Source organism: Fibrella rubiginis (assembly GCF_017353185.1).
Lineage (GTDB): Bacteria > Bacteroidota > Bacteroidia > Cytophagales > Spirosomataceae > Fibrella > Fibrella rubiginis.
The window spans coordinates 527,885-551,494 of the sequence record NZ_JAFMYV010000001.1; the positions used below are offsets into that span (position 1 = coordinate 527,885).

14 protein-coding genes and 1 tRNA gene are annotated in these 23,610 nt (G+C 56.5%); 2 read left to right on the forward strand and 13 right to left on the reverse strand.

Annotated features, from left to right (window positions below; genetic code table 11):
- Positions 1-2: 2 nt before the first annotated feature.
- From J2I47_RS02045 to J2I47_RS02105, 13 genes are all read right to left on the reverse strand, one after another.
- Complete coding sequence (locus J2I47_RS02045) at positions 3-3,161, reverse strand: hypothetical protein (RefSeq protein WP_207362879.1); 3,159 nt, start codon at positions 3,159-3,161, stop codon at positions 3-5.
- Positions 3,162-3,382: 221 nt separating this feature from the next.
- A complete protein-coding gene (locus J2I47_RS02050; protein WP_207362880.1) occupies positions 3,383-6,847 on the reverse strand; it encodes a DUF6603 domain-containing protein in 3,465 nt (1,154 codons plus the stop codon).
- An 11-nt stretch (positions 6,848-6,858) separates the two neighbouring features.
- On the reverse strand, positions 6,859-9,192 hold the full coding sequence (locus tag J2I47_RS02055; protein ID WP_207362881.1) for a S8 family peptidase: 2,334 nt from the start codon (positions 9,190-9,192) through the stop codon (positions 6,859-6,861).
- Positions 9,193-9,414: 222 nt separating this feature from the next.
- Positions 9,415-10,779: a hypothetical protein gene (locus tag J2I47_RS02060; RefSeq protein ID WP_207362882.1), complete on the reverse strand. Its 1,365-nt coding sequence runs from the start codon at positions 10,777-10,779 to the stop codon at positions 9,415-9,417.
- 67 nt (positions 10,780-10,846) lie between these two features.
- Positions 10,847-12,136, reverse strand: a complete 1,290-nt coding sequence (locus J2I47_RS02065) for a metal-dependent hydrolase family protein (protein WP_207362883.1) — start codon at positions 12,134-12,136, stop codon at positions 10,847-10,849.
- A gap of 343 nt (positions 12,137-12,479) precedes the next feature.
- On the reverse strand, positions 12,480-12,911 hold the full coding sequence (locus tag J2I47_RS02070; protein ID WP_207362884.1) for a hypothetical protein: 432 nt from the start codon (positions 12,909-12,911) through the stop codon (positions 12,480-12,482).
- A 109-nt stretch (positions 12,912-13,020) separates the two neighbouring features.
- Positions 13,021-13,470, reverse strand: coding sequence for a DUF4920 domain-containing protein (locus tag J2I47_RS02075; protein ID WP_207362885.1), 450 nt, complete (start codon positions 13,468-13,470; stop codon positions 13,021-13,023).
- A 62-nt stretch (positions 13,471-13,532) separates the two neighbouring features.
- On the reverse strand, positions 13,533-16,769 hold the full coding sequence (locus tag J2I47_RS02080) for a DUF7948 domain-containing protein (protein ID WP_207362886.1): 3,237 nt from the start codon (positions 16,767-16,769) through the stop codon (positions 13,533-13,535).
- Positions 16,770-16,848: 79 nt separating this feature from the next.
- Entirely contained in the window at positions 16,849-17,475 is a 627-nt protein-coding gene (locus tag J2I47_RS02085; RefSeq protein ID WP_207362887.1) for an ABC transporter ATP-binding protein, read from the reverse strand.
- Positions 17,476-17,597: 122 nt separating this feature from the next.
- Complete coding sequence (gene lpxA / locus J2I47_RS02090) at positions 17,598-18,389, reverse strand: acyl-ACP--UDP-N-acetylglucosamine O-acyltransferase (RefSeq protein ID WP_207362888.1); 792 nt, start codon at positions 18,387-18,389, stop codon at positions 17,598-17,600.
- Positions 18,386-19,780: a bifunctional UDP-3-O-[3-hydroxymyristoyl] N-acetylglucosamine deacetylase/3-hydroxyacyl-ACP dehydratase gene (locus J2I47_RS02095; RefSeq protein ID WP_207362889.1), complete on the reverse strand. Its 1,395-nt coding sequence runs from the start codon at positions 19,778-19,780 to the stop codon at positions 18,386-18,388. Before J2I47_RS02095 ends, lpxA begins: the two co-directional genes overlap by 4 nt.
- A gap of 107 nt (positions 19,781-19,887) precedes the next feature.
- A complete protein-coding gene (gene lpxD / locus J2I47_RS02100) occupies positions 19,888-20,910 on the reverse strand; it encodes a UDP-3-O-(3-hydroxymyristoyl)glucosamine N-acyltransferase (protein WP_207362890.1) in 1,023 nt (340 codons plus the stop codon).
- 216 nt (positions 20,911-21,126) lie between these two features.
- Positions 21,127-22,380 carry an HD domain-containing protein gene (locus J2I47_RS02105; protein ID WP_207362891.1) on the reverse strand — a complete coding sequence of 418 codons (1,254 nt, stop codon included), beginning with the start codon at positions 22,378-22,380 and terminating at the stop codon, positions 21,127-21,129.
- Between the two features lie 115 nt (positions 22,381-22,495).
- On the opposite strand from J2I47_RS02105, the gene J2I47_RS02110 reads away from it, so the two are divergent.
- Both J2I47_RS02110 and J2I47_RS02115 read left to right on the forward strand, forming a co-directional pair.
- Positions 22,496-22,569 (forward strand) — tRNA-Ile (locus tag J2I47_RS02110).
- 97 nt (positions 22,570-22,666) lie between these two features.
- The gene (locus tag J2I47_RS02115) at positions 22,667-23,515 is read left to right on the forward strand and encodes an MBL fold metallo-hydrolase (protein ID WP_207362892.1); all 849 of its coding nucleotides are present in this window, start codon (positions 22,667-22,669) and stop codon (positions 23,513-23,515) included.
- The last annotated feature ends 95 nt before the right edge of the window (positions 23,516-23,610 follow it).

The window sequence follows — 23,610 nt, forward strand, 5'->3', positions numbered from 1 at the left end:
TATCATTCATTAACCCCATCCAGCATTTCCGTCGCGTGGACGGCTACTTTGACGGGAGCCTGGTAGAGAATATAGGCCATACTGGCGGCTTCGGTTTGCCAACTGTGGCCGTTGTCTTCGTTTCGCTGGGCTTTGTCGTCGGGATCGCTGGGGACGGGTCCGTTTAGCGTTGGCGTGCGGAACTCGTTTAGTTTCAGTACGTCCAGTTGGTCGTAGGCCACTTTGGTGGGGGTGAGGTGGCCCCAGGTCAGGTCGTTCCAGAGCTTGATGGGCGTTGGCGTGGCGTAATTAAAAGCGGGGTCTGGTTCGTCCATGCCAAAGCGGGGTTCGCCGGGACGTTCCATGATCACGAAATACCAGCCGGGGTCGGTGGCGTCGCCCCTTGCCTGTTCCAGCGTGAGGTCGAAGCCGAAGCATTTCACGTCGGGGATAAACTCGGCCCCGAAGCGCGGCGTCTTGATGATGTCGGTGTTGTAGTCCATGCCGGGCGTCACTTCCAGCGTCTCGTCCATTTCGCGCTCGCCGCCGGGTTGCCCCAGCCACTTCGCCCGTTGGGCAAACACCACCGTATTAGGGTACCGTTTGAAGAGGTCACTGCGCACGGTGAGCACCACTTTTTCGGGCGGCTTTACGCCCGACGCCGGGGCGGGGTTGGGGTGGGCACCCAGCTGCGTACGCTTGCCCCAGGTGTGCAGCCTGGGTATGTCTTTTTCGGCTTCGGCCTGTTGCTCGGCGGTTTGGCCGGGCGGGGGTACGGCAAACCCGCTTTTCTCCCAAAACGTGCGGAAATACGATCCGCGCTGGTCGGTGGGGTATTCGCGCCAGAGCAGTTCGCGGCCCATTTCGTGGTTAAGCCCCACCATGTACGACTCCACAAATGGCGAATTGGTGAGCAGGAGCGTAATTTTGTTTGTCGGAATGCGCCCAATGCCGGGGCAGATGTTGTCGTTGCCCAGGTCGCGCAGGGGGCGATACATGGGATTTTTGAAGTCGGGGTAAGCCATCACCGGCACAATGACGTCGTGCAGTTGGGCAGGGGGCAGGGTGAGCCAGTCGGGCATAAACACCGTGCCCGCAAACCGACGGGCAATGGCCGCGCGGGGTTCGATCACGGCGAATAGCCGCGATTGCACCTGCGCCAGATCCAGGGGGCGCCGCACGGGCGGGCGGGGCGGAACGCTGCCGGTAAAGACAAACAGATCGCGCATCGCCGTTTTGAACCGGGCGGCGTCATTACTGTCGGGACCAAAGTCGGCGAAGAGGCCGGTGATGATGTTGGTGTTTATAACGGGCTGTTCGGGGGCATCGGCGTCGAAAACCTTGAATCCAGGTCGTGCGGGCAGTTTATCGACCAGGTCGGGTGTGAGGTTTTCGGCATTGAGTACGTCCTGCACCTGTTGTTTCTGCTTGGCATACCGGATCAGCACGAACCCCAGTACGGCGAGTGCCGCCACGACCAGACTGAGTACCAGCAGGCCCACAGCCAGCAGCATAACCCCAATCAACAACCCAATCAGCAGCACCAGCCACTCGTTGAGTCTGGCCAGAAACCGACGTAGCCCGTCGGGCATCCAGTCGGTGTTGGGGGGTTGGGTCACGACCTCGCCCACGGTGTTGGTGTCGCCGAGTTTAGGTTGCGGCGGGGCGGTAGTGAGCGTACCGTTGTTCAGCCCTTCCACCAGGTCGGCGGTTTGCACGGCCCCGCCAAACCGCCTGATGAGCGTGCCACCGGGCCGGGTGATGCGCCGAAACGTAGCACTCACCGCCGCCAGCGGCAGTTGACTCTGGCTGATGGCATGGCGAATGGTAGTAGGGCTGTTGGTGACTTTGGTGTGCATCAACTGCGTGATAACCAGGGCTTTGGCCGGATTCAGTGCCGCGAAGTGCTTTACAAACAGCCGCTGCCCCGCCTGCATAGCCATCTGCACCAGCCGGATACGCTGGTTGATGTCGTTGACCTGCTTTACCTGTTCCCAGGCCGTGCGCATATATGATTCCTGATGGGTCTGGATCACCTTCGTACCGAAGCCCGCCGCCGTGCGGTTGCGCGGGTCGCGGTTGAGTTCGGTGAGCCAGAAATCCTGCGCGGGGTTATTGGTGATGGCAATTTCCTTCTCCAGAATATGCTTCGCACCATAAAACGGCACCGTCACCACGGGCGTAGGATCACCCAGCGTCACGAGCTTTTCGGGCAGGTTGATCAGCCGCTGTAAACCCGTCTGAAAATCGGGTAATGGCGTGGGTGACAAGGGCCATTTGTCCGACACCATCTTGGGCGACTTCAGGGCACCTTCCAGTCCCAGCGTCTTGTCGGGTTCGGTCCATTCGGTGCCAAAATCGGGGTTCGACACGTCCATCTCGCGCCGCCCAATGTCCTTGTCGGCGGTATAGGGTTCCAGCAGCGTGAGCAGGTATTCGAAGTCGCCGGTTTTACCCGTGTGGAAATACCAGCTGTAATAGTACGGGAAGGCCGTGCCCGCGCCTTTGCCCTCGGCGGCGATTCTGCCAAACAGCGACGCATCGGTTACGGGTAGCCCCAACCCGGCCAGCCGACCCAGTTCATAGGTGGGCACCACAAACATATGGTAGGGCTGTTCGGGCTTGAGTTTCCGGGCGCAAAACAGCCTTGAATACGCCCTGTCGGGGTTTTGGCCCACCACCGCGTCTAAATCCGCCGCGTTGTTGATTGCCCCGTTAACGTGGACGTGCGCCCAGGCCCAAAGCTGATCGGCGGGGGGAAAGAGCTTCGCGGCATCGGTCAGAATCTTGATCGACGGCAGCGGGTGGGTACGGTCGTCGGCCTCGAATTCGTCGGGGTGGAGGGCAATGAGCGTGAGCCAGGGGGGCAGTTTGGTGCCGTCGGGCAGTTGGGGCGTGTAGCGCCAGGGAAAATCTTCCTCGTAAAATTCGACAAACGACAGGAAGTTCGGCTCGAAATCGGTGATCCAGTGGCGCGGCTCCGTGCGGATGACCATGTCGGGGCTGATGCCAATAACATCTTGTGGGCCAAGCACTTCGGCCTTCTGCGAGACGGTTTGGCCGTTTACGACGACGCTTAATTCCACCGCCGCCCGCACACCCCCCGCCGCTGCCGGCGAGATGTTGTTGACCAGGCCTTTCCGTGCCCAGGACAGAAACGTGTATTGGTTGGTGGTGCTCATTTCTCAATTAGCAGTTAGTAGTGGCATTCTCAAGTGGCTTCGCGTGCGGCGCTACCCCACCCCCGGCCCCTCCCCTGAAACCAGGGGAGGGGAGACTTACCAGAGTTGAGTTGACTTTCATAATCAAGTTTGTTTTCAATTGATGGCTTCTTTAGCTCGTCTCCCCTCCCCTGGTTTCAGGGGAGGGGTCGGGGGTGGGGTAGTGCCGCACACGAAGCCACCTAAGATTCTAATGCATATCCCGCCACCACTTGTACATTGCCCCTATGCTCAGGCTTGTCTCTTAGTAGCTGATTCATGGCGCTATATGCCGAGGCTTCATCGGCGAAATGCAAATCAGCACGGGCCGGTTGCAGGGTGTCGGCAAAGCTCACCACGTAACGTTCGGGGGTCAGGGCCATCGCCGCCGGGGCGAGTGCCGACGAGGCCCGGACCGCCGCAGACAGGGGTGATTTCGTGACCGCGCTGCCGCCGAGAAGCGTGGCGAAGAGTTCGGCGCGCAGCAAACGCAGGCTGCCCATGGTGCGGATCAACTTTTTCTTAACCAGGTACTTGAAGTCGTAGCGGATGGTGCGAATGGCTACGGCTCCCACCGCAAACCGCGCCGACCCCGCCAGCCGAATGCCACTGTCGAGTTGCTCAAATGCCTTGCGGCTCAGCTTCTGGGCATCGTCCATTTTCACAAACTGCGCCACCGCAAACTGCTCCTTCACGGCTTCCGTAGCGAAGGCGTTGCCGTTTTTGTCCTGCACCCGTTCAATGTGGAACGTCTTTATGGCATCGTCTACTGCCTGATTGCCAAGTAGTTGTACCTCCAGGTTCAGCGGCACCAGTTTCTGGCTCACCGTCAGGATGCCGAACGGATGGACGATCAGCTTGTCGGCGTCGGGGTTGTTGCCCGCGGCGTCGGCGGGAGGCTCGCGGAGGCTTACCTGCTGATGGGCATCGGGTGGGATGAGCGCCCGCCAGTTGCGCCGGTCGCCGAGGGCCGCCACCAGTTTGGGGAGTACCGTGACGGGGTCCAGTTTGGTATCGGCGGGGTCGCCCCAACTGACGTCGAACTTGATCGTGGCCGAGACGCTGAAGAAGAAAAACGACACCGACACCCGCGCCGACCCGTAGGCCCGCCAGAGGGCCGGGCCTTCCAGCGTGAAATCGAGGCCCACGGCAAAGAGCGTGATGCCTGCAATCTTCGCCGACAGGGCCGCCTGAATCCGGGCGATGAAGTGAAACGGCGAAAACTGAATGAGTACGTCGAACGCCAGAAAACCCTCGATGCTGGCAATAGCCACCGACGCGTACAGTTCCAGTTTGGCCCCAAACTGCACCGTATTGGACGTAATAGCGAAATATGCCTCCAGCCGCAGCCGGGGATTATCGCCATCCAGCAGGGCAATGGTCAGTCGCGTGAGCGCGGGCACACCCAGCGGCGGGGGCGAAAAAGCGGGGTGGAAGCCTCCTACCGACAAGACGAAATTGCTGTTTTGTCCCCAGTTGATGAGCAGCACCATGTCGCCCGCCAGCGTGAACGCCAGCAGCCGCGAATCGTAGATGGAAGCGTAGAATTTTAGCTCCTCCTTCTCGAAATCGAGTACGCCGATGAAGTTGACCTGAATTTTGATCAGGGGCAGGTGTTCTTCGGGCAGCAGGCACCGGATCACGCCCAGAATGGCAATGCGCACCGGGTTGGCTACTTCGATAATCAGGCCCAGTTCCACCGTAATGAGCGTGGGCGTTCCCCAGCCTAGTTTGCCCATTGGCCCAAACACAAACTGCCCGTTTTTGGGCGGGAAAACACCCCCGATAGACGCAATGATGGCGGGTGCGTTAGCGACTACGTCGGTGGGAAACAGGATGTTGTTGAGCGACCCATCTTTGACACCCGCCGCCAGTTTGTCTACCACCATGGTCCGGTTCAGGCCCAGCAGCCCGCCCACGCCCAGCAGCGTAAACCCGAAGCCCAGTTGAATGGGCGGGAATTCGGCGGTGATGAGAATGATGAGCGAAAACCCCGGCGACCCATCGGGCATTTTGGTGTTCAGAATGCCAATCGCTTTCACCGAAAACAGGGATTGAAACTCCAGTTCCAGCACCCCGGCGTACTCGCCTTTTTCGGGGAAAATTTTCAGGAAGCCACCACCCTTGAACCCACCCCCGTCGAGCGACAGGCCGATGCCGTTGGGCGGGGCAAACCCAAACGCGATGTTGGCAAAGCCCAGATTACCCTTGCCGTCGGCCGGAAAGGTGATCGGAATAGTGGTGCCGATATGGTCTAAAACGGCCTTCAGCGGCCCCAGATTGGTGCTGAACTGCGCCGCCACGCCCAGCTTCAGCGGGGCGTCGGTAGAAAAGCCGATAGAGATATAGAGGCCCTGCACTTTGATAATGGCCAGGTCGAGGTGCAGCGGAATAAAGATTTCCACACCGCCGCTGCCCTGCAACCGCAGGCCCTGCTGCGGGTCCCAGTTGCCCAGCAGGGCGAAGTCAGCCTCGAACCGGATGCCCGACAGGATCTTCTGGATGAAGCCGTCGCCCTGCGAAAAGTCAATGATGAGCTTGCCCTCGTCGAACCGAAACTGGATGGCAGGTACCACGCTCCCCCCGCCCGTGCTGATGTTGGCATTTACGCCTACGCTGCCACCAATAGACTTGGCCTGCAGGCGCGTACCGCCCGTGGCCCCTATCAGGATGATTCGTTCGTCGCCCGTTTTTTCGGCCTTCACACCGGCCAGTACATCCAGCGCAATGGTGCCGCTGGGCGGTTTGGCCGTGAGCGCAAAGGGCAGCCGGAGCGTGCCGTCGATTCCCGCCAGGAAATGCGCATCTACCGCAACGGTGCCCTTCCAGAGTGGCGAAAAGGGGACGGTCACCGTCCGGGTCAATTCGCCGGGCAGGTGTAGCCCCCATTTCAGCCCCGGCGGACTAACCGATGTATCGAGTTGGAGGTGGAAAATAGATGCATCGAGTGTCAGGGTTTGCCCCGGAGGGGTGTAGATGGCCGCAGGCAGGCCGAAACGCTCAAGCAGTGCCTGTAGCTTCCGAAACAGCACCTGCCCGTCGAAGGTGGGGCTACCCAGGCCAAGTTGATCGCGCAGGTACTGGTCGGGGTGTTGAAACAAGGTAGCTAACCGGTCGAAATGAACGCCGCGGGGCACAAAGTCGCGCGGCGAGTTGCGGACTTGCAGGGGTGAGGCCAGTTTGGTTTCGCGCTCGACCATACCCAATACCGTCAGCACTGTGGTGAGCGAGGGTACTTTCTGCTCCATGTAGCCCACCAGCATGTAGTCGACAACGCGTTTGGGAAGGCTGTCGGCCAGTGGTTTCAGCCGGTCACGGTCGGCGGGGGGGAGGGCTACGGCCAGCGCCGAAACGGCATCGCCGGCGGCCTTTATTTTGTCGATCAACTGCCCTACCGTAGCCAGTAACGGCACTGCCGCCGCCAGAATAGCCGTTGTGTCGCCCCCACCAATAGCCGTGGCGAGGGCCTGCACCCGTGGGGGCAACTCACCTGCTTTGGTGGCCGCCTCGGTTAGCCTGGTCTGCACGCCGGCATTGCCCGCCACCACCGCGGGCAGTTGCACACCCAGCTGGTCGAAGATGGCGGGGCCGAGCAGGTCTTTCAGCGGCGACAGCAGCGTACCCAGTTCAAGGGCAATGCGTTCAACGGTTCCGGTGGTGGCGGGCATGGCGGGTGGGGTTAAACGGCGTGAACGGGTTCGTCGAGGCTATCGAGCAGTTGTAGCAGGCTCCGGCCCGGTTGTACGAGGGCCAAATCGGATTCATACTGACCCAGCAACTGCACCAGCGGAGCCGAGCCGTAGCGTTTAAGAATCGTCAGCATCCTGTCGATGCCCGCTTGCAGGTTGTAGCCGTTGGCAACGTCGGGCAGGGGCATGGTGGGGGTAGCTGCCATCTGAAACGCCACCCGCACCCAGGCCGGGCCGCCGCTGCGATGCCAGACCGTAGCCACGCGTTTGTTGCTGTTGATGAGCTGGTTAATCTCCTGCGCGTAGGTGCGTATCAGCCCCCGCCATTCGGCCCCGCGGGTAGTGCGTAGAAAGCGCTCCTGCAAGTCGATCAGCTGCCGGTGGGGCAGGGCCGTCATGGGCGTTGGTGCCGGAATGGGGGCTGGCGTAGCCGGTGCTGCCGACGGTGTCTCTGTAACGGCATCTACGGCCTTTGCCACGTTTATCTTGCCAAACCCCCAGTCAGGATTTGGAATGATGCTGCCGGTTTGAGCATCGATTAATACGTTGGCTATCAACAGGGCTTTTACGGCCCGGTGGTTCAACGTCCGGTCTTTTTTCAGCATCAGTGCTACCGCACCCGTTACATGGGGAGCGGCCATGCTGGTGCCCTGCATATCGACATAGAAATCGGCGCAACAGTCACAGCAACACTTAAAGCACAGGTAATCAGTTACTTCTGTTCGGTCCTTGGTAATGCCTGGTGCCGTGATATTTTCGCCGGGGGCGGTGAGATCGGGCTTGTTGAAGAGGCCGGTGCGGGTCGGTCCCCGACTGGAAAAATCGGATATATTTCCGTCGTTAATACCAAGGAACGTACCCAGTCGGTGGCTTCCTACGGTGATAACTTCTTCGGCAGAGCCGGGTTCAGACAGGGTGCAACGGTTATTGACAAAGTTGGTGAGCGACGATCCCGTTTTGCCGAAGGAGGTTAGCCAGGCGTGAATGGGCACGGGCGCGGCACCGGGATTGGTTAGCCTGATGCGCCAGGTGCCTGCCTTACTTTTCCCGTTGGCGGGTGGAATAAGTCGAATGGCAAACGATTCGTCCAGCGAATTACCGAAGCCGGCATCTCCGTCGATGCGCACGTCGCCGCCGTTGTTGATACCCACAAATGTCTGAGCACTTGTTTTATTGACAGCCGCGGTAAAGGCTCCTCCGTCGGGTTGAACGGCACAGGTAAGCGATAAGGCCGGGTCGTACCAGATCTCAATGGTTTCGTCGTGCGGCTCTTCCACAAACGTCTGGACCGTCATGGTCAGCTCCACAGCTCCATTGGCAGGCACGTCGGTCTGGGCGTGGAAGTTATCGTTGCCTTCGTTGCCAGCCGAAATGACAATGCAGGCTACGTCGGTGTTCACCCGCTGAAGAATGTTCAGGTCTTGCTCCAGAGTGCCCATGCCATCGTGTGACCCCACCTGCCCCCCAAGGCTGAGGTTGATTACTGCCCGCTTACCCAGCAGGATAGCGTGAAAAATGACGTACCTGACCCCATTGAGGATATCGGCATCGCCGGCACCCAGGCTTTTCCCGTCGGGCTGCCTCCCGAAATGATCTAGTTTCACCACAATCAGGTCGGCCTGCGGTGCCACGCCAACGTAGTGAAAACCACCGTGGCATCCCCCCGATTGCGACCCATTACCGGCCGCCGTTCCGGCCACGTGCGTTCCGTGTCCGTCAATATCCATCTGCCCTACAATGCTCAGCGGATTGGCCGCAGCGATGGCATCTGTAATTTTCTCCTGAACGTATTCAACGCCTTTAGGGCTGGTGATGGTGGTAGGTACGGTGGGGGCCTGTTTGCCGGATGAAGTCTCCGTCGCGAAGGGTACGGACTGATCCCAAATACGCAGAATGCGTGAATCGGTACCATTCCGGAACGCTTTATGGCGGTAGTCGATACCCGTATCAACAATGCCCACGATGACACCCCGCCCCGTGTTGCCGGTAAATGTGCCATTGCCCGCGTTTACCTGCCATACCTCATTGGCTCGTATGTTGGGTATACTGTCGTTTAGCGTTGGGTAATACGTACCTGATTTCGCTAGTTGGATGGTGTTGGGGTGGTTGGCGAGGGCGGCAAGGCCGGGGAGCGTGATGTAACCGGCAACCCGCTCTTCGTGGTAGCTATCGACGGTGAAACCAAGGTCAATCAGTGGTTGCAGGTCGTTGGCGTAGGTAAGCATTACCCGGATCGGCGTGGTGGCGTTGGGGGCTGCTACTGCGGTTGGAGCCGCCGAGAACTGATCAAGCAGGTAGCGCAGTTCGGGGTCGAGCCGGGCCATGGCGGGGGTGGTTTAGGAAGGAGGGTAGTATAGTATGCTATGATGAATGTAAATGGTTGTATATGAGAATGCTGTGTGGATTCTAACAAACGGGTTAGCCTATTTATTAACCGTAATGTTAACGAACACAGCCCGCCCCGAATGCCGACAAAATAGGCGTTCGGAGCGGGCTGTCTGGCAGAGTGTTGCTGACGCAAGGCGGGCGGCCGCTATGGGCCGCCCCTACGGTTCGGGTACGTACCAGAACGGAATGGCGATAAGTTCGTCGGGTGTTGGCTGTCCGGGGCGGTTGATGCCTACCCGAAGCAGGTTACGGCCCGTGACGAGGTTGCCCGGCACCAGCACCGTTTGCCAGCCGCGTTGCTGCAACGTACCGGCCCGTGTAAACAGCAGTTCGGGCCGGGCCATGATCGAATCGTTGACCGTGAGCCGGATGAGTTGATTGATCTGCTGGCTGCTCCAGATACCGCGTGGGCGTCGCCGTTCCGGCCTCGACAACGTATCGAGCCAGACTGGTTCCGGGGCCAGGCGTGTCAGCAGTGTGTCGAGGGCTTTGGGGTAGGCAATAAACAGCCGGAGATAGGGCTCCCGGATCACGTCGGCCTGAATAGACGCCACACTAACATACTCACCCTCAGGTCGTTGATTGTCATAGGCGGCGGGATCCACAAACAGGCTGTCGACGCGGGAGCTGTAGAGGTGACGGCTGTTGAAAAAGCTGACACGCCGGTCGTTGCGGGTCTGGTCGTTGATGTATTCGATGAAGAACGCCACAAAAAATACCGATATGAAGATCAGGGCTGTGCGGGCAAAGCGTTGCTGCGGGATGTGGCTGTAGAAGGTGTTGGTGACGTAGGACGAGTGCCGGTACATACCCAGCATGATGATTTTCATGGCAAGTTGGGTGCCTCTTGTGAATCGGTAGTGCCATTGGGCACCCGTTGGGGTCTCTTTTACCTTTTTCAGGCTTAGCACAATGATGGCAACGTAGAATATACCCACCAGCACGCCAACCCCAATCTTGATGTTCGTCCAAACCGCTGCCGGTACGTTGGGCTGCACAAGCAGATAAAATGCCAGGCTCAGTACGTAGAGCAGGCTAACCAGGATCAGGAAAAAAACAAACTGAAACGCCAGGGCAAACACGATGTTGCACCGCTTATCGAGCCAGAGAATATAGCGGTCGAGCGGCCCCAACTCCTCGGCCATGCGTTGCTGGATCTGGGGAGTCGAAAACGGCATACGGTCGTAGTGAATGCCCGACGGATACACGGCCAGCAACCCCACCAGCCCTACCCAAAACGCCCGCATCACGAAGTTGGCCAAAAACGCCACAAACAGAATGTTGAGGGCCGTTCGGATCATGCTGTAGGCCAGCGGCGGTAGTAGACCGGCGAACCCCTTCGTATTGATCGAATGATTGTATTGCAGGTTGGCAAAGGCCGAATCGAGCAGGTCGGGCAGTTGCAGGATGGCAAACATAGCCACCCCCGAAATTGCCAGTTCGAGGTTCCAGCTTTGGGTGGTCAGCTCCCGAAGTTTTTCCTGCTCGTCGGGCTGCAAGGGGGTGGGGGTAACGGGGTTCAAGGTTCAACGTTTAATGTTTAAAGTTCAACGTTCACGAGCCAACCCCGTCAGGGTTGGTTATTGGATTCTATTTATACTGCCTGCCGTCTTTCATCACGAACCTCACCCATTGCAGGGTCCTGATATTCTGAATCGGGTTATCATCCACGGCAATGATGTCGGCAAATTTTCCGGGTTCAATCGAGCCAATCTGAGTGTCCATGCCCAGCAGTTTTGCGTTGGTCATCAGCGCCGACCGGATAGCTTCCACGGGCGGCATACCCGCCTCTACCATGTACTCAAACTCCTTGGCGTTATAGCCGTGGATGTATACGCCCGCGTCGGTGCCAAAGGCAATTTTAACGCCTGCTTTATAGGCCCGGGCAAACGTAGCCTGAATCTTTGGCCCCACGGCCAGTGCTTTGGGCGTTACTAGGGCCGGATAATACCCAAACATCCGGGCGGAGTCGGCTACGGTTTTTCCCGCGATGATCGTGGGTACGTAGTAGGTGCCGTGTTTTTTAAACAGCTCGATGGCCTCGTCGTCCATGAAGGTGCCGTGTTCAATGGTCTGCACTCCCGCCCGGATAGCCCGTTTGATGCCCTCGGCTCCGTGGGCGTGGGCCGCTACGGCAAAACCGTAATCTCTGGCGGTCTCCACAATGGCCTTCAGTTCTTCATCTGTGAACTGCGGACCCTGCCCGTCTTTGGCGTTGCTCAGCACCCCGCCCGTAGCCGTAATTTTGATCAGGTCTGAGCCCTCCTTATAGCGTTGCCGTACGGCTTTGCGGGCTTCGTCGGGACCGTTGATGACACCTTCCAGCGGACCGGGATCACCCATCAGGTCGCGGCGATAGCCGTTGGTAGGGTCGGCATGGCCCCCGGTGGTGGCAATTGATTTGCCCACGGTCATAATGCGTGGTCCGTCGGCAATGCCCCGGTTGACGGCGTTGCGCAGGGCCACGTTGATGCCGCTGCCGCCGAGGTCGCGCACGGTGGTAAACCCTGCCAGCAGCGTTGTTTTGGCATATTTGGCGGCCTGAAACGTCACGTCGGGCACGTTTTGCGTGAAGCGGTCACCGGCCCCGCCGCGCCGGGTTTCGGTTTCCAGGTGTACGTGCATGTCGATCAGGCCGGGCAGCACGGTCTTGTTTTTAAGGTCCACCACGCGGTCGGTACCGGCGGGCGTGGTGTAGCCTTTTTGTATGGCGGTGATCTTATTGCCTTCCACCACAACGGTCATCTGTGGTTGCAGGTCGTTACCCGTTCCGGCGAAGAGATTCCCGCAGTGAAGCAGGGTGCGTTGAAGCGTTTGGGCCAGCAGGGGTGACGTAATCAGGCAGGCACTGAGCAATAGCGGGAAGTACAGTTTGCGCATGAGGGGAGAATCGGGTGAGTACAAAAAAACCGCAACCAACTGGCTGCGGCCTGAAAATACGGAAAAGGACAAAGCGGCGGAGAACCTGGAGATTAAACTCGGTCTGTCAGCAGCTTCACAATCAATGCCTGCATCTGATCTGACGGTCTGGTCATGCCTGATGGCCCTAATATCGGTTGTCAGGTCAGCTAAGCCTTTCGACAGGATTTTGATCTGTTGATCATGCACCGTTACTCGTTGATCAGGGTGCTCGAATGTTCTTCTAAAAACACGAGTAATACGTGGTGGTTTGGTTAAGCAAGGACAACATAGAAAAAGTTGCTGTAAACCGCTCCGCCAACGCCTACCGCAACGACACGTCAATGACTGCCTTGGGTATCTGCGAAGGCTTATTGACATCAGGGTAAGGCGTTACGTCGCGCAATAACACTGAATACGTAGCCCCCGACAAGACTACGCCCGTTGAGTCTGGCTTTTTACCGGCTCCGTTGGAAAAGTCGGTCCCTAATACAAGTCTAACCTGCTGCTTGTCAGCGGATTTTGATAACGTAGCCTTCACGACAACGTTGCCTTCCCAAATGCAGGCTACGCCTTGCGGGCAACGACTGTCCAACAACGAATCGACGCGCACCGTGACGTCATTCTGTAGGCGGGCTGACTGATAGGCTTCCAATGTTACGCGGTTTGTAGGGGCCACTTCCGACGATTTGCAAGCATAGGCCAGGGGAAGAGCCGCAATGAATAATGCCACGGATAGATTATGTGAGTAGTGCATATGATAAGTGACTTGATGAAACAAAGAAAGCGTTGTTTGCACCGCTCCTGGCTGCACAAACAACGCTTTACTGACCCTCGTCATGCTCGGCCCGTTGGAATTGCTCCCGCTACTTTTTCACGATGACGCCGTCGGCTACGAAGGTGAGGGCTTTTTCGGGTTCGGTGATTTTGGCAATCTCGGCTTTGCTCTTGCCTGCGTCTTCGGCATAGTGGCGCAGTTCAGACACGGGCGTGGTGGTTTGCTTGGCGAGGCCTTCCATCACCACTTTTTTGCCCTCAATGTCTTTTGGTACAAAGAAACCGTAATCTTTAAAGCTTACCCGCATGGTCTGATTGTCGGCGGTGCGGACCTGCATCCAGCAACCTTTTACCTTACACACCGACTCTACGGTGCCTTCCACTTTGGCGGGCATCTCGGTTTTGGTACCCATTTTGGCTACCAGTTGTGAAACGGGTACGGCACCCTGTTCGGTAATCTTTTTGCCGTGAAACGAATCCTGAGCTGTGGCTCCGTAAGTAAGGCCCAGCAGCAGGGCGGCGGTGATTATGAGCTTCATACGTATGTGTGTTTGATTATGCAAAGTAAACCTATAAGGTTTTGGAAACCTTATAGGTTTGATCATTCCAGCACCTCAATCCAGCCTTTGCATTGCCGGCCGGAGGCGGTGGTGAGCAGATAAAAATAAACGCCATGCGCTACGTTGTGGCCCCAGTCATTGGCGTAGTTCTCAGACCGGAACAGCTCGCGGCCCCAGCGGTTGTAAATCTCCAGCTTAGCACCCTTGATGCCGAGGTCGAAGAGGTCGTTTTTGCCGTCGTTGTTGGCGGTGATGGCGTTGGGCAGTCGCGAGAGGTCCTCATAATCGATGGGCAGTTTCTGACTCAGCGAACAGCCCGCTTTGTAGGCCGTCACCACCACCGTATACGAGCCGGAATGAGCGTAGCGATATTGATCAGGCAGGGGCGTTCGCAGGGTGTCGCCGTTGCCCATAGCCCATACATAGCGGTCGGCACCCGGCGTTTGGTTGGTAAATGCCAGGCGGGTAGGCTGGTTGCAGTCGGGCGCCGATTCAGCCGCGATTTTTGGTCGGAAAGAACCATCAGCACGCACGGTGACGCTCTTTGTGGCCGTGCAGCCCGCCGCGTTGGTCATGGAAACCTGGTAGGTCAGGGCACTGCCACTGCTCATTACCGAAATACTGCTCGACGTGGGGTTTACCACCGTAGTACTACCCGTCCAGCTATAGCGATCTGCTCCCGACGCCGTTAGGGAAACCGGCTTTTCGGGGCAGAGCGTCGTGTCTTTGCTGATACGGAAATCGGCAGCACCGACGTCAATCACCTGATTGGTCGAATCAATCAGTAGGCAGTTCAATGGGTTATAGGCCCGCAGCACCACCGTGTAGCTACCCGGACTGGTGAACGTTTGCGTAGCACTCGTAGATGAGGTGGCGATAATCTTGCCGCCGATCAGCCACTCGTACCGTCGCCCGCCAACGCTGGTGTTTTTGAAGGTCAGGGCCAGCGGCGTGCAGCCCTTCACCACGTTCTTGCGGGTGCCCTCATACGTATCAAATGCCGCTTTCAGCTTGTCGGTATCGAACTTAAAGGCCACGTTATTACAGTTGGCATTGCCCCGCTGCTGCGCGGCAGCCGTGGCCGTAGCCGGAAAATTGTTGGACCGACAGCTACACGTAGCGTGGTAGATGACCCCGTTTTTGTCGAACCGGCTGGTGCCGCCGTCTACATGATCACCATCCTCGGGAGCCAGCGGGCGCACGTCGCCCATAAACGTGCCGTAGAGTAGTGATTTGGCACCCCGTTCCAGCACTCCAACCCAGAAATTGCTGCCGTTTGTGGTGAGTTGATAGGCGTCGGGCGTAACAGGCAGACCATACGTAGAACTGAAGGTGTTATATCCCTTGCTGGCGTTGACGATGCCCCCCCAGCCTGCTATGTATATGTTGCCACAGGTGTTTACCAGAAAAGCCGTTGGCGCAATGTCTGGTCCCTGAATAGTGGTGCGGCTGGCCAGGTCCCGCGCTGAGCCGAAGGTGGTTGAAAATAAGGTCTTCGACAGGTCAGGCGAGAGGGCATGGATAAACTGCCCACTGCGTGGATTGCTGTATACGCCCACCGACACCGGATAGAGGCCCTTCGTTATGCCCAATACGTGCGGCACATCACCGGGGCCAATGTCGAGCAGGCTGGCTACGTCTGAGTTTTGCGTTCCTAGATAGCTAACGGCCAGAATTTTATCTTCTTTGAGGTGGGCAATAAACCCGTCATTCACGCCCGCCAGTTCGGGTTGAAGAGCGCCTGCTGTGCCCAGGTTGCTGCTAAACGTGCTGCCGCAGACATACAATGAGCCGTCCGACGCCAGGCGCAGGCTATAGGCTTCGTCGGCCTGATCGCCTTTGATTCGGGCGGCCCAGCGCAACTGGCTTAAGTCGGCTGACAGTCGGCAAACAACGCCGTCTGAATAACCCGCTTTTACAGAGCCATCCGTCACAGGAAAATCGGGCGACTGGGTAGTGCTGGCTATATAAATATCATCATCTGGACCAACGATCACTTCGCTCCTGAATTCGTCGGCATAATTCCGTATCGCCGCCGCATTGGCCGTATAAAGGTTCAGCCCGTCGTTATACGATCCGCCCAGTAACGTGCTGCCAACCAGGGCTTTACCATCACCTCGGAGGCGTGTAATAAACATGTCGGCAGCATTTCGGTAAGGTAGATAGGTGCCGTATACGGCGATGTTTTCGCCCGGTTGTGCTGTGAGTTTTCGTTGGTAAGCCCCGGCAGTAGTGGGGTAGTCGGTCGAGGCGGTGCTGCCCAATACAATTAGTTCGCCTTTGCTGTTCACGATGATACTGTGGGGCAGGTCAGCCTCACCGCCGCCGAGAGTCGCCGAAAACAATATCGTGGAACCATCGGGCGAAAATTTCATGATACCGATGCTCGTCTTACCCGCAAAACTGACCTGGAATGCCCCACGCGTGACGGGGAAATTTTCGCCCCACACCGACCCCGCCACGTAGGTGTTGCCGTCGGCATCGTAGGTGGCGGTATGGCCGAAATTGTCGGCGACGGAGCCGGTAAACGTTACAAAAACCAGCTCTGGGTCAACGGTCAGGGACAGAGTTTTGTCGTAGCCATTGGGGAAGGTGAAGCGGGCGGTGTTGCCATCCAGTGCCCAGCGCGTGGCTACCTCCACCGCCGTGCTTTGCCCGTTTGCTTCCGGTCGGCTCACAAAACTGTAGGGCGCATTCTCCCGAAACTCATTCACCGACGTCTGGATCCGCAATCGGCTGTCGGCTAGTGAGAGCTGATCGGCACCCTCATAAGCCAGCTTTATCTGGTCAGGATCAGCCCCCGGCTGAATAACGAATTCGTATTTAAGTGTCTGGTAATACGCAAACACGCGCAGGTCGATACCGGGGTAGAGATTATGATACACCACTTCCGAATAGCCCGCCACACCCCCCGCCCAGCGCGCAGGGTCATTGCCCAAAAAATAGCTGTAGGTAGTTGCCACTGCATTCCGGGCTTCCAGCTCCGGCTGCGTGTTGGCCCCCGCAAAGGTCACCCCTACGCCATGCGCCCGGATAGTGGGCAAAACAGGCTCAGCCGTCGGGGCGGCGGCATGGCGGCGGGCCGTTTCTCGGGCGTCATAAAAGGCGTAGTGGAAACCCGATGTTTTCAGAAACAAAAACCCACCCGGCAGGTCGGCCCGATACCGTATGTCGTCGGGCCATTGGCCTTTGTTTTCCACGAAGACAAGCCCGGGTTGTTTGGCAAATGCCCAGGCCGATAATGTGGTTATGAAGAAGACAAGTAGCAGACAGCGCATTACAGATTGGGTCAGGAAGTAGCGTACTACAAGCTACAAAAATTGTTCCTGATACAGCCTGTCTGCCTCGTGAAAAGGGCTACTTCCACTGGGTCACATCCAGCACGTTGGAGCAAAAATCGTATTCGTCGGGTTGGTTCGAGCCTAGCAGGAGCAGACAGTCGGGGCGGGTAAGTAGTTCCTCTACGGCGTTGCGGTACCAGGTGGCTCCCTGACGGTCAAGGTTGGCGGTGGGCTCGTCGAGGAGCACAAGGCGGGCTTCCGAGAAGAGAGCAAGGCCCAGTTTCACCCGCTGCTTCATACCTGATGAGAAAAATCGAATTTCCTTGTTACGGGCGTGGCTCAACTGCATCCGATCCATCAGCGTTGTAGCGTCGAGGCCGGGGCGGAAGGGTTTGAACTGGACATGAAAATAGAGCAATTCGCTCAGTGTCAGCTCTTCAATCAATTCCAGATAAGGGGCGGCTAAGACTATGTGCCGGTACCAGTCTTCGTCGTCAAGCAGTTGTCCGTCGGGGAGATTGTAGGTCAACTTCCCCGCCGAAGCCGGCTGCATACCCGCCAGCACCTGTAGCAGTGTGGATTTACCACTGCCGTTTGGCCCCACAAAGGTGTAGCTGTTCCCCGCCGAAAGGGTCAGGTCAACCCCCCGGAATATCCACTCGCGGCGGTACTTTTTCCCGATCTGGTCAGCTTTTATGATCATAAAAGTTAAAGTCGGCAAAGTCGTTATAAAGCGTCCTGTCAGTCCGGAAAGTCTTATTATGCATGACTGACTTTCCGGACTGACAGGACGCTTTATAACAACTTTCCCGACTTATGATTTGCTTATTCACTACTTCCGCCTCCGGGTCCTTTCATGATGCCGCGTTCTGAGTTGCGGATGAAGTTGAGCACCTCGTCGCGGTCGGCTGTTGAGGGCAGTTCCAGTTCGATGCGGTTGAGGGCTTCGGCGTTGTTAAAGCCGCGCAGGAAAATGTAGCGGTAGATCTCCTGGATCTCGTTGATCTGCTCGTTGGTGAATCCCCGGCGGCGGAGGCCAATGGAGTTGATGCCCGCGTAGGAGAGGGGTTCACGAGCCGCTTTGGTAAACGGCGGCACGTCTTTCCGCACCAACGATCCCCCCGACACCATGGCGTGGGGACCGATTTTTACGAACTGATGGACTGAACTTGACCCGCCGATGATGGCCCATTCGCCCATGTGGACGTGGCCGCCCATCTGCACGTTGTTGACTATGATGCAATGATCGCCGATGCGGCAGTCGTGCGCCACGTGGGCATAAGCCATGATAAGGCAGTTGGCCCCGATCTCCGTGCGCCAGTGTTCTTCCGTACCCCGGCTGATGGTGGCGTATTCCCGAATGGTGGTGTTATCGCCGATAATGGCCTGCGTCACCTCGCCGTTGAATTTGAGGTCCTGCGGCACACCGGCAATGACGGCCCCCGAATAGATTTTACAGTTGCGGCCAATGCGGGCACCGGAATTGATCACCGCATGGGAGCCGATCCAGGTGCCTTCTTTAATCTCAACGTCCTTGTGAATGATGGCAAACGGCTCGATCACCACGTTCTGGGCAATCTTCGCTTCGGGATGGACGTAGGCTAATGGTTGAATCATTTTTTCTTGACTAAACTGGCTATCATATCGGCTTCGCAAACGAGGAGGTTATTCACGTAACCGCGGCCCTGCATTTTCACAATACCGCGCTTCATGGGCGACGTAAACTCGCATCTGAAGATTACGGTATCGCCGGGCAATACGTTGCGACGGAACCGGCAGTTCTCGATGCCAACCAGAAAAGGCCAGTAGTTTTCGGGATCGGGTACGGTGCTAAGTACCAGAATGCCACCCGTTTGTGCCATCGCCTCCAGTTGCAACACACCAGGCATAACCGGATTGCCGGGAAAGTGTCCCGGAAAATACGGCTCATTCATGGTCACGTTTTTGATACCCACCACGCTGCTTTCGTCCAGGGCCACGATCTTGTCGATCATCTGGAACGGGTAGCGGTGGGGCAGCAACTGCGTAATGCGGTTGATGTCCAGAATGGGTGGTTGTCTGGGATCATACTGCGGCACCTGATTCTGGGCGTTCTTTTGAATCAGGCCCTTGATTTTTTTGGCAAAAGCTACGTTAGCCGCATGGCCGGGGCGAGCGGCCAGAATCTGCGCTTTAATGGGGCGGCCAATGAGCGCCAAATCACCGATCATGTCGAGCAACTTGTGGCGGGCCATCTCGTTGGGGTAGTGCAGTTGCAGGTTGTTGAGGATGCCCGCCTGCCGGTTTACGCCTACTTTCGGTTTGTTGAGCAAATCAGCCAGGTGATCCAGGTCGCTGTCTGACACGTCGCGGTCAACAATCACGATGGCATTGCTCAAGTCGCCGCCTTTGATCAGATTTTGCTTGTAAAGAGCTTCCAGTTCGTGCAAAAACACGAATGTGCGGCATGAAGCAATCTCTTTGGAAAACAGCGTCAGGTCATTCAGCGACGCATGCTGGCTGTTGATCACCTGCGAGTTATAGTCAACCATTACCGTTAGCCGGTAGTCGTTGAGGGGCAGGGCTGCAATCTCGATGTCTTTTTCGGGGTTGCGGTGATGCACAAACTCGGTGATCTCGAAATACTTTTTGTCAGCATTTTGCTCTTCAATACCGGCAAACTCCAGGGCCTCCACAAACTTGATCGACGAACCGTCCATGATGGGTGGTTCGGGACCGTCGAGCTGAATAAGTGCGTTATCAATTTGAAGGCCAACGAGTGCTGCCAGCGTATGCTCTACGGTATGAATGCGGGCACCGTTTTGTTCCAGCGTGGTGCCGCGCGAAAGGTCAACCACAAAGTCAACGTCGGCATCTACGGTAGGCTGGCCAGGCAAGTCGATACGCTGAAATTTATAGCCGTGGTTGGCCGGGGCGGGCATAAACGTCATCGTTGCCGCTACGCCTGTATGGAGGCCCACGCCCGATACCGACACGGATTTCTGTATGGTTTGCTGTTTGATGTTCATTTTAATCAATGTCCAATGTCTAAAGGTCAATCGTACCGGCGAACCGGTCCAAAGTGGCTTCGCCAATCAGTAGCCTAACATTGGACGTTAGACCTTAAACGTTGGACCTACTTTTTCTTTTCAAGTTCATTAATACGCCGTTCCAGGTCGGGCAGGCGGCGGAAAATGGCCTGTGAGCGCATGTTGTCACGCAGCAGAAAGGCCGTTGAGCCGTTCAGCGATGTGCCTTCTTCCGTAACGCTCTTACCCACACCCGACTGCGCGCCAATTTTGGTGTTGTTAGCAATGGTCAGGTGCCCGGCAAAGCCTACCTGCCCGGCAATAACACAGTTTTCACCAATGCGGGTTGATCCTGAAATGCCCGTTTGCGCCGCAATAACCGTGTTTCGGCCAATGTCTACGTTATGGCCAATCTGAATCAGGTTGTCGAGCTTGGCACCCGTCCGAATAATGGTGGACCCCATCGTAGCGCAATCGATGGTGGTATTGCTGCCAACGTTGACATGGTCTTCCAGCACCACATTGCCAAGCTGAGGAATGGTTTTGTATGTGCCGTCGGCCTGGGGGGCAAAGCCAAAACCATCGGCGCCAATGACGGCGTTGGGGTGAATGACGCAATGATTGCCCACCACGGTGTTATCCATGAGCTTGGCTCCCGTATGCACAATCGTGTTATCACCAATGCGCACATTATCACCAATATACACCTGGGGGTAGAGCTTTACATTATGCCCAATGCGGCAGTTTTTGCCGATATAGGAAAAAGCCCCGCGGTAGGCCTGTTCACCCATCTCGCTGCTCTCGTGCATGAACGAGGGTTGCTCTACGCCAACCCGGGCGAAGCTCATCAGCCGATAGTATTCTTCTAATAATTGGGTAAAGGCCAGATACGCGTTTTCCACGCGTATGAGTGCCAGCCCAACGGGTTCACGGGGAGTGAACGAATGGTCGACAATCACGGCTGAAGCGCGTGTTTCGTACAAAAAGGGCTCGTATTTGGGATTAGCCAGAAAGGAGATGCTACCGGGCATGGCTTCCTCAATTTTCGATAACTGGCTGACAGTCAGCGAATCATCGCCATCTACATGACCATTGAGTAAAACGGCTATTTGCCTGACAGTGAACTCCATAAACGTTGGTTAGCCCTGATATTTCGCGTCATTTTAACTGACATTTGGGCGGCTAAGGTAGCCAACAGATTGCACTATTCGTATAAATGGGGAATTAATTCAACTTATTGTGAAATGAGTTCAAAGTTCAATGTTTAAGGTTCAAAGTTGCTCCGCGTCAGCAGTCGGGGCAGAGCAACTTTGAACCTTAAACATTGAACTTTGAACTCATTTCACTTACTTCGCCGTGGCCCAGTCCAGCTCCCGCGCCCAGCAGATATAGTGCCTGCGCACAATGGTTGACAAAGCCCCGATATTGGCTAGTTCCGAGGCATCGGCGATGTCGCGAACGTAACCTGTTTTCGATTTGATCCTGATCGAATCACCCGTGGGCATGTAGGCGGCGTTGGATGCCTGACCTTCCACCAAAAAATACGATAACTCATCGTCCGACACGCCCTTTGCCCGCAACTGCGCGGCGAGTTCATCAACCAGAGCAGGGGCAAATGGCTCGTTGGAAAGCATGATTTTATACAGATGCCGATCTAGCAATATGCGGCAGAGCGTAGCCAGAACGGCGTCGGGGTGGGTAGCCCAGGCTTTTACGCAGGCCCAGACATCATAATCATCCAGCCGGGTAAATGCCTGTAAATAAGCCGGATTGGCCCGAAAATCATCCATCGATATACTTTCACGCAGAAACAGCAGGAAATCAGGAAGACCATCCAGTCGTTCGCGACCGGAATCCGCGTTGCGGATCAGAAACCGCGCCCGGCGCAGAATCTGGGTCATCATCGACTCGCAGCAGATTGAGGTCTTGTGCAGATACACCTGCCAGTACATGATGCGGCGGGCGTTCAGAAAATTCTCTACGCTCAGGATGCCTTTGTCCTCTACCACCAGCTGATCGTTGTCCAGGTCGAGCATTTTGATGATGCGCTCCGCACCAATAGTGCCCTCCGCCACGCCCGTGTAGAAGCAGTCACGGTTGAGGTAATCCATCCGATCCATGTCGAGTTGACTGGAGATGAGCTGGTGGAAAAACGGCCGGTGGTATGTGCCTTCAAACATGCTGATAGCCAGGGTGAGCGCCCCGCCAAACTGCTCGTTCAAATCACGCATAAGCATAAGCGAGATTGCCTCGTGGGGCACGTCTTCCAGGATGCAGCACTCCAGCACGTGCGAAAACGGACCGTGGCCAATGTCGTGAAGCAGAATGGCAATCTGCGCTGCTTCGCACTCAGCCTCAGAGAGTTGGTTGCCTTTGCTGCAAAGCGTGGCCGTGGCCTGTCCCATCAGGTGCATAGCGCCCAGTGCATGGTGAAAGCGCGTGTGCAATGCCCCCGGATACACATATTCCGACAACCCCAACTGCTTGATCCGCCGCAGCCGCTGAAAGTAAGGATGTTCGACCAGATCGAAGAGCAACGGCGATGGAATACTGATAAAGCCGTAAACGGGGTCGTTGAGAATCTTCTTCCGGTTCGTCATAGGTTAAAGGTACAGGTCGTTTACGCTTTAAAAACGAAAATTTAGGCCACATGATCGGCCTTTCCGACGAATTGCCTATTTTTGTAGCATCAAAAGTGCCCGGTACTTTTGATAAGGGCTTGTAACTCAGTTGGTTAGAGTAACTGACTCATAATCAGTAAGTCCCTGGTTCGAGCCCAGGCTGGCCCACACAAAATGCCCCGCAGCTGATGAGTTTGCGGGGCATCTTTGTTTATAGGATCGCGTACGTTTATAACCTCATTTCGATCTGGCAGCACACAAGCCCATGACCATACAGACAATTGATACAGGATTTTTAAAGCTTGACGGGGGGGCTATGTACGGCGTAGTGCCCAAATCCATCTGGCAACGGCTAAACCCATCCGACGACCGCAACCTGTGCACTTGGGCCATGCGTTGTTTGCTCATCGAAACCGCCGGACGGTTGGTACTGGTGGATACCGGGCTGGGCACCAAGCAGGACGAAAAGTTTTTCAGCTACTACCAGCCCCACGGCGAGGCCACACTGCTATCATCTATCAAGCAGGCCGGTTATTCTGCCGCCGATATCACCGACGTGCTGCTCACGCACCTGCACTTCGACCATGTGGGCGGGGCTGTTGAGCGGATAGGGGAGGCGCTACGCCCTACTTTCCCGAACGCTATATATTGGTCGCACCCCGCGCATTGGGATTGGGCATTAAATCCCAATCCCCGTGAGAAAGCCTCCTTTTTGAAAGAAAATATCCTGCCTATTCGCGAAAGTGGTCAGCTTAAATTTTTCGGTAACGACGTAGATGACAACTACCTGGGTATACCGGGCCTGGAACTGGTCTACGTAGATGGACATACCGAAAAAATGGCCCTGCCTAAAATCACCGTAGGTAACAAAACTGTGCTCTACTGCGCCGATTTGATTCCTTCAGTGGGCCATGTGCCGCTGCCCTACGTGATGAGCTACGACGTGCGGCCCCTACTCACCATGGACGAAAAAGCTCGTCTGCTGTCACAGGCTGCGGCTGAAGGCTGGATATTGATTTTTGAGCACGACCCAGCTATTGAAGCAGCGATTGTTGAGCAAACCGACCGCGGTATACGGGTGGCAGATACCGGCAAACTGGCCGACTTTTTGTAAACCTGTACGTCCAACGTCCAGCATCCATCACCCGGCAAACTATAGAAACGGTAAAACCGTTTTGTAGTTAGGCTTATCCATGGCCGTTACTCACG

Excerpts from the sequence above, each read along its gene's own strand:
- J2I47_RS02085 (WP_207362887.1), bottom strand. The coding sequence starts at position 17,475 with ATGATCATAAAAGCTGACCAGATCGGGAAAAAGTACCGCCGCGAGTGG.
- lpxD (WP_207362890.1), bottom strand. The coding sequence starts at position 20,910 with ATGGAGTTCACTGTCAGGCAAATAGCCGTTTTACTCAATGGTCATGTA.
- J2I47_RS02045 (WP_207362879.1), bottom strand. The coding sequence starts at position 3,161 with ATGAGCACCACCAACCAATACACGTTTCTGTCCTGGGCACGGAAAGGC.
- J2I47_RS02055 (WP_207362881.1), bottom strand. The coding sequence starts at position 9,192 with ATGGCCCGGCTCGACCCCGAACTGCGCTACCTGCTTGATCAGTTCTCG.
- J2I47_RS02080 (WP_207362886.1), bottom strand. The coding sequence starts at position 16,769 with ATGCGCTGTCTGCTACTTGTCTTCTTCATAACCACATTATCGGCCTGG.
- J2I47_RS02075 (WP_207362885.1), bottom strand. The coding sequence starts at position 13,470 with ATGAAGCTCATAATCACCGCCGCCCTGCTGCTGGGCCTTACTTACGGA.
- J2I47_RS02095 (WP_207362889.1), bottom strand. The coding sequence starts at position 19,780 with ATGAACATCAAACAGCAAACCATACAGAAATCCGTGTCGGTATCGGGC.
- lpxA (WP_207362888.1), bottom strand. The coding sequence starts at position 18,389 with ATGATTCAACCATTAGCCTACGTCCATCCCGAAGCGAAGATTGCCCAG.
- J2I47_RS02065 (WP_207362883.1), bottom strand. The coding sequence starts at position 12,136 with ATGCGCAAACTGTACTTCCCGCTATTGCTCAGTGCCTGCCTGATTACG.
- J2I47_RS02070 (WP_207362884.1), bottom strand. The coding sequence starts at position 12,911 with ATGCACTACTCACATAATCTATCCGTGGCATTATTCATTGCGGCTCTT.
- J2I47_RS02105 (WP_207362891.1), bottom strand. The coding sequence starts at position 22,380 with ATGACGAACCGGAAGAAGATTCTCAACGACCCCGTTTACGGCTTTATC.
- J2I47_RS02050 (WP_207362880.1), bottom strand. The coding sequence starts at position 6,847 with ATGCCCGCCACCACCGGAACCGTTGAACGCATTGCCCTTGAACTGGGT.
- J2I47_RS02115 (WP_207362892.1), top strand. The coding sequence starts at position 22,667 with ATGACCATACAGACAATTGATACAGGATTTTTAAAGCTTGACGGGGGG.